The 13,796-nt window shown below is 57.2% G+C and carries 15 protein-coding genes; 3 read left to right on the top strand and 12 right to left on the bottom strand.

Annotated features, from left to right (window positions below):
* Window positions 1-228 precede the first annotated feature (228 nt).
* From U0L91_RS11310 to U0L91_RS11335, 6 genes are read right to left on the bottom strand one after another with little or no spacing between them, the layout of a single operon-like run.
* Window positions 229-1,620 carry an aminopeptidase gene (locus U0L91_RS11310; RefSeq protein WP_330047022.1) on the bottom strand — a complete coding sequence of 464 codons (1,392 nt, stop codon included), beginning with the start codon at window positions 1,618-1,620 and terminating at the stop codon, window positions 229-231.
* 40 nt (window positions 1,621-1,660) lie between these two features.
* On the bottom strand, window positions 1,661-2,284 hold the full coding sequence (locus U0L91_RS11315) for a lytic transglycosylase domain-containing protein (RefSeq protein WP_330047024.1): 624 nt from the start codon (window positions 2,282-2,284) through the stop codon (window positions 1,661-1,663).
* Window positions 2,277-2,885 carry a dephospho-CoA kinase gene (coaE, locus tag U0L91_RS11320; RefSeq protein WP_330047026.1) on the bottom strand — a complete coding sequence of 203 codons (609 nt, stop codon included), beginning with the start codon at window positions 2,883-2,885 and terminating at the stop codon, window positions 2,277-2,279. Before coaE ends, U0L91_RS11315 begins: the two co-directional genes overlap by 8 nt.
* Window positions 2,886-2,891: 6 nt before the next feature.
* Window positions 2,892-3,911, bottom strand: a complete 1,020-nt coding sequence (locus U0L91_RS11325; RefSeq protein WP_330047028.1) for an L-threonylcarbamoyladenylate synthase — start codon at window positions 3,909-3,911, stop codon at window positions 2,892-2,894.
* Window positions 3,908-4,990 (bottom strand): peptide chain release factor 1, encoded by a 1,083-nt coding sequence (prfA, locus tag U0L91_RS11330; protein WP_330047030.1) that lies wholly within the window; start codon window positions 4,988-4,990, stop codon window positions 3,908-3,910. Before prfA ends, U0L91_RS11325 begins: the two co-directional genes overlap by 4 nt.
* A gap of 43 nt (window positions 4,991-5,033) precedes the next feature.
* Window positions 5,034-5,222, bottom strand: coding sequence for a DUF951 domain-containing protein (locus tag U0L91_RS11335; RefSeq protein ID WP_330047032.1), 189 nt, complete (start codon window positions 5,220-5,222; stop codon window positions 5,034-5,036).
* Window positions 5,223-5,329: 107 nt separating this feature from the next.
* Here U0L91_RS11335 and U0L91_RS11340 point away from each other — a divergent pair, with 107 nt between their 5' ends.
* Window positions 5,330-6,238: a S1 RNA-binding domain-containing protein gene (locus U0L91_RS11340; protein ID WP_330047034.1), complete on the top strand. Its 909-nt coding sequence runs from the start codon at window positions 5,330-5,332 to the stop codon at window positions 6,236-6,238.
* A 63-nt stretch (window positions 6,239-6,301) separates the two neighbouring features.
* Window positions 6,302-6,880, top strand: coding sequence for a DUF4364 family protein (locus tag U0L91_RS11345; RefSeq protein ID WP_330047036.1), 579 nt, complete (start codon window positions 6,302-6,304; stop codon window positions 6,878-6,880).
* A 49-nt stretch (window positions 6,881-6,929) separates the two neighbouring features.
* Here U0L91_RS11345 and U0L91_RS11350 read toward each other — a convergent pair whose 3' ends face one another.
* The 5 genes from U0L91_RS11350 to U0L91_RS11370 form a co-directional block, all read right to left on the bottom strand.
* Window positions 6,930-7,649 carry an ABC transporter ATP-binding protein gene (locus U0L91_RS11350; RefSeq protein WP_330047038.1) on the bottom strand — a complete coding sequence of 240 codons (720 nt, stop codon included), beginning with the start codon at window positions 7,647-7,649 and terminating at the stop codon, window positions 6,930-6,932.
* A gap of 1 nt (window position 7,650) precedes the next feature.
* Window positions 7,651-8,412 carry an ABC transporter ATP-binding protein gene (locus U0L91_RS11355; RefSeq protein WP_330047040.1) on the bottom strand — a complete coding sequence of 254 codons (762 nt, stop codon included), beginning with the start codon at window positions 8,410-8,412 and terminating at the stop codon, window positions 7,651-7,653.
* On the bottom strand, window positions 8,413-9,501 hold the full coding sequence (locus tag U0L91_RS11360) for a branched-chain amino acid ABC transporter permease (RefSeq protein WP_330047042.1): 1,089 nt from the start codon (window positions 9,499-9,501) through the stop codon (window positions 8,413-8,415).
* A gap of 10 nt (window positions 9,502-9,511) precedes the next feature.
* A complete protein-coding gene (locus tag U0L91_RS11365) occupies window positions 9,512-10,393 on the bottom strand; it encodes a branched-chain amino acid ABC transporter permease (protein ID WP_330047044.1) in 882 nt (293 codons plus the stop codon).
* Window positions 10,394-10,626: 233 nt separating this feature from the next.
* Entirely contained in the window at window positions 10,627-11,814 is a 1,188-nt protein-coding gene (locus tag U0L91_RS11370; protein ID WP_330047045.1) for an ABC transporter substrate-binding protein, read from the bottom strand.
* Between the two features lie 306 nt (window positions 11,815-12,120).
* On the opposite strand from U0L91_RS11370, the gene U0L91_RS11375 reads away from it, so the two are divergent.
* The gene (locus U0L91_RS11375) at window positions 12,121-12,705 is read left to right on the top strand and encodes a xanthine phosphoribosyltransferase (protein WP_330047048.1); all 585 of its coding nucleotides are present in this window, start codon (window positions 12,121-12,123) and stop codon (window positions 12,703-12,705) included.
* Between the two features lie 149 nt (window positions 12,706-12,854).
* Here U0L91_RS11375 and tsf read toward each other — a convergent pair whose 3' ends face one another.
* Window positions 12,855-13,772, bottom strand: a complete 918-nt coding sequence (gene tsf / locus U0L91_RS11380) for a translation elongation factor Ts (protein ID WP_330047050.1) — start codon at window positions 13,770-13,772, stop codon at window positions 12,855-12,857.
* Window positions 13,773-13,796 lie beyond the last annotated feature (24 nt).

Consider the following 13,796-nt stretch of genomic DNA (forward strand, 5'->3'; position numbering starts at 1 on the left):
AAGCAGCACGTTTCATGCTGCTCCCTTCTATTATTTCGCCATGTTGTAATTTTAGTCAAATTTCGGCCGTTTGTACATAGTCAAAAAAGGGGTTTTGTTCAAACATTCTACCACCCCTTCGTAAAATAGTTTGCCGTTTTCTCCCGTTTTGTTCAAAAAAATTCTGCCGTATCCGGCTCCGCACAAAAAACCGCCCCCTCCATAAAAGGAAGGGGCGGTCAGAATTATTTATTCCGCGTCTTCGCCGAAAGCCTTGAAGGTCAGGTATGCCATGTAAACGTCCGCCTTGGAGACAACCTCGAACGGAGAATGCATCGACAGAACCGGCACGCCGATATCGATGGTGTCAATATCCTGGTTGGCAACATACTTGGCAACGGTTCCGCCGCCGCCGACATCGATTTTGCCCATCTCGCCGATCTGCCAGACAATGCCGTTGCGGCGCATCAGGCTGGTCAGGTAGCTGACCATTTCGGCCGATGCATCATTCGTGGAGCTCTTGCCGCGAGCGCCGGTGTACTTGTAAATGGCCACGCCGCGGCCCGCATAGGTGCCGTTGCAGGGCTCAAAGACATCGGCAAAACTCGGGTCGTATGCAGCGGTCACGTCCGCAGAGAGGCACTTGGATGCCTGGAACGCGGTGATGGCATCCACATTCTGGCAGGCGCAGAGCTGCTGCAGGAAGTGGAAGGTGTACATGCTGTTCAGGCCGGTGACACCGTCGGAGCCGGTTTCCTCCTTATCAGTCAGGACGCAGACCGTGGTGTAGGCGGGATTCTTGTTCTCGATTTCCGCCATCAGTGCCGGGTACGCATCCACACGGTCATCATGGCCGTAGGCGCCGATCATCGAGCGATCCAAGCCGATATCGCGGGCCTTGAAAGCGGGGACGATCTCAATCTCGGCGGTGGTGAAATCCGCCTCCGAAATGCCGTATGCCTCATTGAGCAGTCCCAGGACACGCAGCTTGATGCGGTCGGAAGCATCCTTTTCCTCGATGGGCAGAGAGCCGAGCAGCACGTTCAGATTCTCGCCGGTGATGGCATCGGGCAGCTTCTTCTCGTTCTGCTGAGAGCCCAGATGCGGCAGCAGGTCGGTGATGGTAAAGACAGGATCGTTCTCGGCCTCACCGATGCTGATCTCAACGCTGCTGCCGTCCTGACGGCACACAACGCCGTGGATGGCCAGAGGAATCGTGGGCCACTGATACTTGCGGATGCCGCCGTAATAGTGGGTGCGGAAGTAGGCAATGCCCTCCTTCTCAAACAGCGGCACCGGGCGCAGGTCAAGGCGCGGAGAGTCGATGTGCGCAATGTTCAGATGGAAGCCTTCCGCAATGCTCTTGGTGCCGATCGTGGCAGCCAGCACGCACTTGGCACGGTTGATCTTGTAGATCTTATCGCCGGGGTTCAGCGTCTGACCGGCGACAAAAGGCTTGTAGCCGGCCTTCTTCAGCAGTTCTTCGCTGTATTTCGTCACTTCCCGCTCGGTCTTGCCGTTGTCCAGGAAGCGCTTGTAGCCTTCGCAGAATTCAGCTGCCTTGGCGATCTGTTCCGGAGCCTGATCGGCCACGGTTTCGTTCTTGTAAAGCAGCGCCTGAAGTTCTTTTGCGGATTTCATAGTCTTGGTTGGTCCTCTTTTCTTTCAGATTTTCACCGGATCATGAATCCGGCGCATATATTTCGCAGTACATCGCATACGCATCGGTGATTTTCTGGACATACCGACGCATCTGCGGGTACGGGAATGCCGTCAAGGTTTCTCCGTCCTGGGAGTAAGCGGAATCCGACAGCAGGCTGTCCACGGTGCCCCATCCGCTGTGATAGGCCGCAGCTGCCGTTGCGAGATCTTCGTGATACCGCAGCAGGCAATAGCTGACAAAGTAGGTTCCGAACCGGATATTGGTTTCGGGATCATACAGGTCATCAAACGTCAGCGGCTCGTCGGCAGCGATTTTGCTCTTGATCCAGTCGAAGGTTTCCTCGGTGATCTGCATCAGGCCGCGGGCCCCGACATTGGATTCCGCTTCGGGATTGAAGTTGCTCTCTGTCCGGATAAACGCATACAGAATCAGCGGGTCCAATTCGTATTTGTCGGCGTAGTAATCCACATATTCCTGATATTTGCGGGGGTATGCCGTGTTCATGACCGTGTCGTGCCCAAAGAACAATACAAGCATTCCGGCGGCCAGAAGAATCAGCAGCACAACGGAAAGCCGCAGCAATCCCCTGCGCAGTCCCCCTGTCCTGGTCTTTCTCTTTCTTCTGCGTCTGCTTTTAGTCATAGGCCTCCTTTCTCAGGGTCTCCAGCAAAGCCCTGCAGCGTTCTTGCATCTGCTGCACCGTGCCGTTGTTCTCAATGCAGAAATCGGCTGCCTGCCGCAGTGTCTCTTCCGGGACCTGGGCATCCAGCCGGCGGCGCGCCATCTCGGCGGAGATGCCGTCGCGTGCACAGATCCGTGCAACGCTCACCTCGTAAGGCGCCGAAACCAGCACGATGTGGTCGCATCGGCTCTCGAACGGTGTACCGATGATAACGGCACCGTCCACAAAAAACAGGCGGCTCCCGGCTTTCTCTGCCTTTTCGATCTCTTCGTCGATGCGGCGATAGATCGCAGGCTGGGTGATCTGCGTCAGCTGCGCCGTTCCCTGCGGGGTGGCAAAGGCACGGTCGGCCAGCAGACGGCGCCGGAGCTGGCCCGTCTTTTCCTCTACGATATCAGAACCGAAGATATTTTGCAACAGGGGCAGACAGGAAGATCCCGGAAGCAGGACTTCCCGTGCGATCTTGTCGGCATCCACACAGGGATACCCCGCCCCGACGATCAGGGAGGTCAGCGTGGATTTTCCACAGCCGGAACGCCCTGTGAGGCCAATGATCTTCATGGTCATTCAGACCTCCACCACACGGAATGCCGCCGCGCGAATCAGACGGTTGTAGACCGCCATCGAAACCCCGTCACTGCGGGGGCAGCGTGCATAGACGGTCTTGGCGCCGTGTTTATCCAGTTCCCGCAGCGCCGTGAAAAGACGATGCGCTTCGCTGATGCCGTCATCGGCCTTGCCATAGCAAATGCAGGGCACCGGGAGCTGAGACTCTTCCCCGTCGAAGCAGAGGGCCCAGACACCGGGCGCCGCATGGGCTTCCAGGTAGGACCGATACGCCGGGAACGATCCCTTGACGATCGTGACTTCCGCCTTCGGGGCATAATGTTTGTATTTCATACCCGGGGAGCGGGCCACCTCGCCATCCCGGAGTTTTTCGAGAATGGCATGGTTGACCAGCACTTCCTCGCCAAGGACGGCTTCCATCTGTTCCTTGGTCACATATCCGGGACGGAGGATCATCGGTTTGTCGCCGGTCACGGCCACCACCGTGGATTCCACACCCACGGCGCTCTCGCCGCCGTCCAGGATCAAAGGCAGCCGACCATCCATATCGGCGAAGGTATCCGCCGCATTGGTGGGGCTGGGCTTGCCGGAAAGATTGGCCGAGGGCGCCGCAAATGCCACGCCGCTCGCTTTGATGACCGCCTGGACAACCGGATGGGACGGCATCCGCACGCCCACGGTATCCAGACCGGCACAGGTCACGTCCGCCACCTCGGGACCGCGCGGCATGACCATCGTCAGCGGGCCGGGCCAGAAGGCTGCCGCCAGTTTTTTGGCACGCTCCGGCACCTCCGCCACGATGCCGTGCAGCATTTCCATGCCGCAGATATGCACAATGAGCGGGTTGTCCTGGGGGCGCCCCTTGGCTTCAAAAATCTTTTTGACTGCCTCGGCATTGCGGGCATCTGCTGCGATGCCGTAGACCGTTTCGGTGGGCAAAGCCACCAGTTCCCCCTGGCGAAGCAGCTTGGCTGCCAGGGCGATGCTTTCCTCATTGATCGGTAAAACCTTTGTAATCATGTTGTTTCCTCTTGACGCTGCTTGAGTTTTTCTTCCTGATCCGCCAGAATCAGTGGATCAATGACCCGGTCTAGGTTTCCGTCCAGAACATCCTGCAGATTGCGCAGCGTCAGCGCAATGCGGTGATCCGTCACACGGTCCTGAGGGAAATTGTAGGTCCTGATTTTTTCGCTGCGGTCGCCGGTGCCGACCTGACTTTGCCGCCGGGCATTGTATGCCTCATCGTAGGCGGCCTGTTTCTGCTGCAGCAGACGGCTGCGCAGCACCTGGAGGGCGCGTTCCTTGTTTTCCCGCTGGCTGCGCTGGTCTTGACATTCCACCACCATCCCGGTCGGAAGATAGGTAACCCGGATGGCCGATGACGTCTTATTGATATGCTGTCCGCCCGCGCCGGAAGCCCGGAAGGTGTCAATCCTCAGATCTTTGGGATCAATGGCCAGCTCGACTTCCTCGGCTTCCGGCATCACCGCCACCGTCACAGTGGAGGTGTGAATCCGTCCCTGGGTCTCGGTTTCGGGGACGCGCTGCACGCGGTGGACGCCGCTCTCGAATTTCAGCCGGCTGTACACACCGGCTCCCTCGATGCTGAACACGCCTTCCTTGAGGCCGCCCAGCTCGGTTTCATTCATGCTGATCGGCGAGCAGGTCCAGCCGCGGCGCGCCGCATACATCGAATACATCCGGAACAGGCTGTGGGCAAACAGTGCCGCTTCGTCACCGCCGGCCCCTGCGCGGATCTCCATGATGATGTTCTTTTCGTCATTGGCATCCTTGGGCAGAAGCAGCCGCTTGATATTTTGTTCCTCAGCCTCCAAATTTGCCCTATTTTCGCACAGCTCCTGCTGTACCATATCGGTGAAGGCGGGATCACTTTCCGGATTGCGGAGGAACTGTTCTTCCTCTGCGATCTCCCGGGACAGCTTGCGGTAGGAACGATACGCCGTCACAAGGGGGGTCAGTTCTTTATAATCGCGTGTCAGTCTGCCGTATTCCGCCGCATCGGCCATGGCTTCGGGGGTTGTCATCCGATAGGCAAGTTCTTCGTACCGGCGCTCCACATCTTGAAGTTCTTCAAACATAGATCAGCTTCTCCTTACATAGCTATTGGACAGGAGCTCCGATCTACTCTTCCCCGCCACGCAGGATCTTTTTGATGTTCTTCTCGATCTTGACCCGCGGAAGCATGATCTCATGTCTGCATTTCTGACAGCGGATCTTGAAATCCATGCCGACGCGCAGCACTTCAAACCGGTTTGCACCGCAAGGGTGCGCTTTTTTTGTCACGATCACATCTCCGACCTGTACGTCCATCTATCCCGCCGCCTTTCATTTTTTCGCAGATTCTATTATATACCAACCTTGCATTTTTGCAAATAGGCAACTTGTAAAACCATACTGAAGAAAAGAGGAACCACGAAATGCTTGAATATCGTGCCGAGGGGCTTTGCCGCAATGCGTCGCATCTTCGCAAAGAAGAGCTGGATCACTGTATCGCCACCGGAGAGGTCCTGCAGAGTACCGCTCTGGCGTTCGACACCAACCGCCGCCTGCGCTTTGAACTGTGCGGTCAGAAAGCCTACATGCCCTTCGAGGAATGTCTGGATGTGGCACCGGGCGAAAGCATCAAGGACATTGCCGTTCTGACCCGCGTGGGGCGTCCGACCTGTTTTGTCATCACCGGAACCGAGCGGGACGAATCGGGAGAGATGGTGTATCTGCTTTCCCGTGCAGCCGCACAGCGGGCCTGCCGGACCGGGTATCTGGATACGTTGGAGGCCGGAAGCGTGATTCCCTGCACCGTCACCCATATCGAGAATTTCGGTGCCTTCTGTGATGTCGGCTGCGGCATCTCCGCCTTGCTGCCCATCGATTGTCTGTCGGTGTCCCGGATTGCCTCCCCCGCCGATCGCGTCAATGTTGGCCAGCAGCTGCTCTGCGTGATCAAGAACCGCGACGAGCAGGGACGCATTGTGCTGACGCTGCGGGAGCTGCTGGGAACATGGAGTGAAAACGCCGCCTGTTTTGCCGCCGGCGAGACGGTGGTGGGCATTGTGCGCAGTGTGGAGGATTACGGCGTTTTTGTTGAGATTGCCCCCAACCTGGCCGGGCTGGCCGAGCCGGACGCCGAGCTGCATCCGGGGCAGGCCGTCAGCGTTTACATCAAGAGTATTCTGCCGGACAAGATGAAAATCAAGCTTGTCATCGTCAACAAGCATCTGAATCAGCCGCTGCGGTTTGAACCGCATTACTTTGTGACCCGCGGCAGACTCAAGCACTGGACCTACTCCACGCCGCAGAGCCGCAAGCAGATCGAAACGTTTTTTTAATCTTGTAACTTTTGGGCAACTCCTGTATAATGAGGATAAAGATTTTATTCGGGAAGTGATACCATGGCGGAAGCCTTTACCGGCGGGGTGAAGCGGGGCGGACTGACGAGCGATGTCGAGATCCGGATTCTTCTGTGTTATCTGATCAAGACCGTCGGTCCTGTCACGCAGGAAGCCATGCAGGGCGCCGTCCTGCAGGAGGAGCTGGTCAACTACTTTGAGTTCGCGAATGCCCTGGTGGATCTGGAAAGCCAGGAACTGGCCGAACTGAGCGAGGACGGCTACCGCATCACCCGCAAAGGCGCCGTCGTGGCGGATACCCTCTCGGAGGACCTGCCCCGCAGCGTGCGGGAAAGCGCCATTCTGGCGGTGATCCGCATCCAGAGCTGGGTGCACAAGGCAGCCCAGAACCATGCCACCATCCAGAAGGTCGGCGACCATTTCCGTGTGACCTGCACAATCCAGGATGACGGCCACGCCGATGATGCGTTCCGTCTGGAACTGACCATGCCGGACGCTCTGACCGCCGAGCAGGTCAAGAACCGGTTCATCTCCCGCGGCAGCGAGATCTACGCCAGGCTGCTGACCACCCTGACCCAGCCGCTGACCGATGAGGAGCGCCCGCCCGAAGGCGCCATGTAAACAAAAAAGCACCCACTCCGCAGCAGCGCGGATGTGGGTGTTTTTTTGTTTATTCGCAGCCCAGATAGGCTTTGCGGACCTCGATGTTGTTGGCAAGCTCGGTGGCTTCCCCTTCCATCTTGATCGTGCCGGTTTCCAGCACATAGGCGCGGTTTGCAATGTCCAGTGCCATCTTGGCGTTCTGTTCGACCAGCAGGACTGTCACACCGTTGCGGTTGATATCCCGGATGATCTTGAAGATTTCCTTGACCAGCAGCGGCGACAGACCCATCGAGGGTTCATCCAGCAGCAGGATCTTGGGCTTGCACATCAGGGCACGGCCCACGGCCAGCATCTGCTGTTCGCCGCCGGACAGGGTGCCGGCCAGCTGGTTGCGGCGTTCCTTCAGGCGAGGCAGCAGGTCAAAGACCATATCATAGTCCGACTGGATGGCTTCCTTGCCGTCACGGCGGGTGTAGGCACCCATCTGCAGGTTCTGCTGAACCGTCAGACCGCTGAACACGCGGCGTCCTTCCGGAACCTGGGCAAGGCCCAGACGGACGATCTTATGCGGCTCCATCTTGCTGATGACATGACCGCAATAGTCAATCTCACCGCTGGCCAGACGCAGCAGGCCCGAGATGGCGTGCATCGTTGTGGTCTTGCCGGCACCATTGGCACCGATCAGCGTGACGATTTCTCCTTCGTTGACATAGAACGAGACATCCCGGATCGCATGAATCGAGCCGTAAAAGACGTTGATATTTTTGACAGAGAGCAGCTCCCCCATCTCAGTCACCTCCCAGATATGCCGCAATGACCTTGGGGTTGTTGCGGATTGCCTTGCCGTCGCCGTGCGCAATCACACGACCGTAGTCCAGGACCGTGATCTCCTCACAGATGCCCATGACAAAGTTCATATCGTGTTCGATCAGCAAAATGGCGATGCCGAACTGATCACGGACACTGCGGACCGTCTTCATCAGCTCGTCGGTCTCGTTGGGGTTCATACCGGCCGCCGGCTCATCCAGCAGCAGCAGTTTCGGGTTGGTGGCCAGTGCACGGGCGATCTCCAGTTTGCGCTGCTTGCCGTACGGGAGCTGGCTGGCCTTGAATTCGGCTTCCTTGTCAAGATCAAAAATCTTCAGGAGCTTCATGGCCCGGCGGTTCATCTCGTGCTCCTTCTCACGGAAGGACGGCAGGCGGAGAATGCCCGTCCACATGCTGTACGGGACCTGATTGTGCAGACCCACCTTGACGTTGTCCAGCACAGACATCTCACTGAACAGACGGATGTTCTGGAAGGTACGGGCAATGCCCGCCTTGCTGATGGCCTCCGGCGTGGCACCGGTGATGTCCTTGCCGTCCAGCACGATGTTGCCCTCGGTAGGCTTGTAGACGCCGGTCAGCATGTTGAACACTGTGGTCTTGCCGGCACCGTTGGGGCCGATCAGGCCATACAGATGGCCCTTCTCAATTTTCAGGTCAAGCTGCGTAACGGCCTGCAGACCGCCGAACGCAATACCCAGGTTGCTGACTTCCAGCAGTGCCATTTACGCCACCCCCTTTGTCTGTTTGGTCTTGTGCGAACCGAATCGGCTGCGGATCTTTTCCTCTACCCCTTCGCGCCATGCAACAATCTTGGGGCTGCGGGTAAAGATCATCATCACGATCAGCACAATGGCGTAGATAAGCATGCGGTAGTCGTTGAGGCCACGGAGCATTTCGGGCAGAACCGTCAGAATTGCAGCGGCGATCACGGAACCGCGGATGCTGCCGATACCGCCGAGCACCACGAAGACCAGAATATTGATGGAGGTGTTGTAGTCGAATTTCTTGGCGACCAGCGTCGAGAAATCCAGGCCGTAAAGCACGCCCGCCATGCCGGCGATCACAGCCGACACCACAAACGCCATCAGTTTATAGCGGGAAATATTGATGCCGACACTCTTGGCGGCAATCTCATTGTCACGGATGGCCATGATCGCACGGCCGGCGCGGGAATTGATGAAGTTAAGCACCACAATCAGCGTGAGGAACACCAGGACGATGCCGATGCCGAAAGTGGAGGCCTTCTTGACGCCGGTGATACCCATGGCACCGTTGATGAGGATCTTGCCGTCCTCAGCCAGCCCCAGGGAGGAGGAATCCTTCAGCGAAAAATGCAGGCCGCTGGAATCCACACCGAGATACAGTGCGTTCATGATGTTCTTGACGATTTCGCCGAAAGCCAGCGTGACGATGGCCAGGTAGTCGCCGGACAGACGAAGCACGGGGACGCCGACGATGAAGCCGAAGATACCGGCCATCACGCCGCCGATCAGGAAGGCCAGAACCAGACCGAGCCAGTGCGGGGCCGCATCATACAGGCAGATCCAGACGAGCGTGCCGCTGAATGCGCCGACGCTCATGAATCCGGCATGGCCCAGGCTCAGCTCCCCGAGGAAGCCGACCACGAGGTTCAGTGCCACCGCCATCATGACGTAGGCGCAGATGGGAACGAGCTGACCGGCAAACGAGTTGGTCATGAGACCGAGAGCCGTCAGCAGCTCCACGACCAGGAAAAACGCAAGGACAATGCCGAAGGTGATGACATTGCTGCGGGTGGTTTTTTTCATATGTTTCCATTTCGTGATTGCCATGTCGATCACCTTACACTTTCACATTGACTTTCTTGCCCAGCAGACCGGTTGGTTTGACGATCAGCACAACGATCAGGACAAGAAACACAATGGCATCCGAGAGCTGGGTGGAAATGTACGCCTTGCTCAGGTTCTCGATGATGCCCAGCAGGATACCGCCCAGGAAGGCGCCGGGAATAGAACCGATGCCGCCGAACACAGCCGCCACAAAAGCCTTGATGCCGGGCATCGAGCCGGTGGTGGGCATCAGGATGGTGTAGGACGAGCACATCAGGGCGCCGGCCACGGCCGCCAGCGCGGACCCGATGGCAAACGTCAGAGAGATCGTGGCGTTGACGTTGACGCCCATCAGCTGCGCCGCACCGCGGTCCTCCGACACGGCGAGCATGGCGTGACCGGTGGCCGTGTGGTTGGTAAAGGTTGTCAGCGCAATCATGATGACGATGCAGACCAGGATGGTGACGATGGTCTCGGAGGAGATGACCAGCTGACCGCCGAACAGCTCAAGCGGCGGAAGGCTGACCACCGACTTGAAGTTCTTGGGGTTGGAAGTCCAGAGCAGCTGAGCGACCTGCTGCAGCAGGTAGGAAATGCCGATGGCCGTGATCAGGACGGCCAGCGACGGCGCTTCGCGCAGAGGACGGTATGCCACACGCTCCATCGTCACACCGAGAATCGTGCAGACAATCATCGAAAGGAAGATCGACAGGAACGGGTTCATCCCGAACGAACCGAAGGTGAAGAAGATCACATAACTGCCGATCATGATCACATCGCCATGGGCGAAATTCAGCATTTTGGCAATGCCGTAAACCATGGTGTAGCCCAGCGCGATCAGCGCGTACACACTGCCCAGGCTAATGCCGTTAATCAGGTAGGATAAAAATTGCATTGTGCAGAACACCTCACTCAATCGCCTTCCCCGCCCCGAAGGACACCGCAAGGAAGAAAATATGTATATAATATTAACACATCTGTTGTGACAGGACAATGCCCTTTTGCGACGAGAGACGATAAAATTCGCGCTATCCCTGCAAAAAAAGCATGAGGGCTGCCGAACCGTTCTGTTTCGGCAGCCCCCATTGACAAAGGATTCGATTGGATCAGCTGCGCAGCTGGCAGCAATTACAGGGCAGCGTAAGCGCCGTTCTTGATGACAACAGCCTTGGGGGACTTGGACACAGCACCGGAAGCATCCCAGGTCATGCCGGAACCGGTCAGGCCGTCGAAGGTGGTCTCGGTCATCTTGACCTTGAGAACGTCACACATCTCGGACGCGGACATGTCGGCCGTGATATCACCGCTGACGGCAAACGGCAGCAGTGCGTAGATGCAGTCATAGGCATCCGCCGCAAACTGGTTGGGAGTATCCCCGTATGCTGCCTGATATGCGGCGACGAACTTCTGCGTCTGATCGTCCTGTGCGTCGGCGGCGAAGGAGGTCAGGAGCATCAGGCCCTCGGCCAGGGAGGTGTCAAAGCCGGACACATTGAGGATGCCGTCCATGCCGTCGCAGCCAAAGAACTTCGGCTCATAGCCGATCTTGTTGGCAGCGGTCAGGATCTGAGAAGCCTCGGTGTAGTAGATCGGCAGGAACACCAGTTCCGCACCGGCATCCTGGCACTTGATCAGCTGCGTGGAAAGGTCGCTCTTGTTATCGCTGTTGAAGGCCTCGGCTGCCACGATGGTCAGGCCCTTGACCTCCGCCTCGGCAGAGAACTTGTCGTAGATACCGGAAGAGTACGTATCGGAAGAGTCATAGATGACACCGATCTTGGTCGCCAGGTTGTTCTCGGCAATGTAGTCTGCCGAAGCAACGCCCTGGTTGGGGTCGGTGAAACAGATCTGGAACACGTTGTCGCCGGTCTCGATGACCGCTTCAGCGGAGGCGGACGGCGTCAGCATGAACAGGTTGTCGTTGGCAGCCTCAGCACCGACAGCCACAGAGGGGTTGGTGGTGACGGGACCGACGAGCATCTGCATGCCCCAGTCCTTGAGCTGGTTGTAAGCGTTGACAGACTTTTCAGGATCGCCCTCATCGTCCTCGAACTCCAGTTCAAAGACGGTCTTGCCCATCGACTCGTTGATTTCCTTGACGGCGAGTTCCTCGGCGTTCTTGACGGCGGTGCCGTAAACGGCTGCACTGCCGGTCAGGGGTCCGATACCGCCAATCTTGATGGCACCGGTGGTATCGGCGGACTCCATCGTAGAGCCTTCAGAACCGGTCGAACCGGACGTACCGGTGGCACCACAGCCGGCCAGACCAAACGTCATGGCCGCGGCAAGCAATGCACTGACGATTTTCTTGTTCATAATGTATTCCCTCCTACATTCGTTTGCAGTGCCGGAGGAAAAATCCTCCGATCTGAGTTGCACAATCTCTTCACTGCAAGTTATTCTAAATTATAGCGCTGCCGGACACAGACTGCAATATGTTAAATCGACATAGTTTATTTTTAGTTTGTTCATCTTTGTGGACGTTTTGCACAAAAAACAAACCCGAAAACTGAGCGACTTCGTGGTCAAGGCAGACTTTTTCCGTATTTTTTTCACAGGGGATTGCAAAATTCGACGAAATTCGGCATAATGGATGCAAGCGTCTGAAAGGGGTTATATGTAATGAAGCTTTTGCAAGATCGAATTCTGAGTCAAGGGCAGGTACGGCCCGGCAATGTTCTGAAGGTGGACTGCTTTCTGAACCACCAGCTGGATGTGGAGCTGCTGGATCAGATCGGTGCCGAATTTCATCGGATCTTCGAGAAGGACGGCATCAACAAGATCCTGACCATCGAAGCCTCCGGCATCGCCATTGCCTGCATGACCGCCCGCCATTTCAATGTTCCGGTCGTCTTTGCCAAAAAAGCCAAAAGCAAAAACATTGACGGCGATGTGTACACCTCCACGGTTCACTCCTATACTTACGGCCGCGATTACGACATCACCCTCGCCCAGAAATTCCTTGGTCCCGAGGATCGTGTTCTGATCCTGGATGATTTTCTTGCCAACGGCAAGGCCATGCGCGGGCTGCTGGATGTCTGCAAGCAGGCCGGTGCCACGGTTGCAGGCATCGGCATCTGCATCGAAAAGGGCTTCCAGCCGGGCGGCGATGAACTGCGCGCCGAGGGTTACAAGCTGGCCAGTCTCGCGATTGTGGATTCGATGGACGACGATGGCCACATCACCTTCCGCCCCTGCACCTACTGAATGACAAACCCTGTTATCTGATCGCAACAACCCCGGAACGCATTCTGCGTTCCGGGGTTTTGCATGGTGTTATTCTTTCAGGCAGACACAAAAAGGCCCCCGCCCTGCCGGACTGGCAGACGGGGGCCTTTTCATTTCGTTTCAGGAACTCAGTGCTTGATGGCAGCAGCAACTTCGGCAGCAAAGTCCTCGTTGCGCTTTTCCAGACCTTCGCCCTTGATGAAGTGGGTGTAGGCAACAATCTTGATGTCGCCGCCCAGCTTCTTGGCAGTGGCGTTCACATAGGCGTTGACGTCCATGTTGCCGTCCTTGATGAAGGCCTGATCGACCAGGCAGTTCTCCTTGTAGAACTTGCCCAGACGGCCGGTAGCCATCTTTTCCTTGATGGCGTCGGGCTTGCTGGCAGCCTTGGGATCGTTGGCCATTTGAGCGAGGATGATCTTCTTCTCGTTGTCGATGGCAGCCTGAGGCACAGCGTTGCGGTCGAGGTAGCTCGGGTTCGCAGCAGCAACCTGCATGGCGATATCCTTGCCGAACTCGACAAACTCGGGCTTGGCAGCCACTTCGGGCGTGGTGTCAAACTTGACGATGACACCGTGCGTGCCGCCGCCATGGACATAAGCAGCGCAGGCACCCTCGTAGGCGGCGAAGCGGCGGATCTTGATGTTCTCCTTGATGACCAGGATCAGGGCCTTCAGGGCATCGTCAACCGTGCCGTCGCCCATCTTGCAGCCCATCAGGGCCTCGACGTCGGCCGGCTTCTGCTCGGCGATGACATCGGCAAGAGCCTTGGTGAACTCAACGAACTTCTCGTTCTTGGCAACGAAGTCGGTCTCGGCATTGACCTCAACCACAACGGCGCCGTTGGCGTTGGAAGTGGCATAAACCATGCCTTCGGCGGCGATACGACCAGCCTTCTTGGTGGCGGTGGCAAGGCCTTCCTCACGCAGGATCTCGATTGCCTTGGCAAAATCGCCGTCAGCCTTGACGAGAGCCTTCTTGCACTCCATCATGCCGCAGTCAGTCTGGCGGCGGAGTTCCATAACGTCTTTTGCAGAAACAGCCATATTCACAAGTCCTTTCTGATTCAA

The sequence above is a fragment of the Gemmiger sp. genome, from assembly GCF_036306485.1.
Taxonomy (GTDB): Bacteria; Bacillota; Clostridia; order Oscillospirales; family Ruminococcaceae; genus Gemmiger.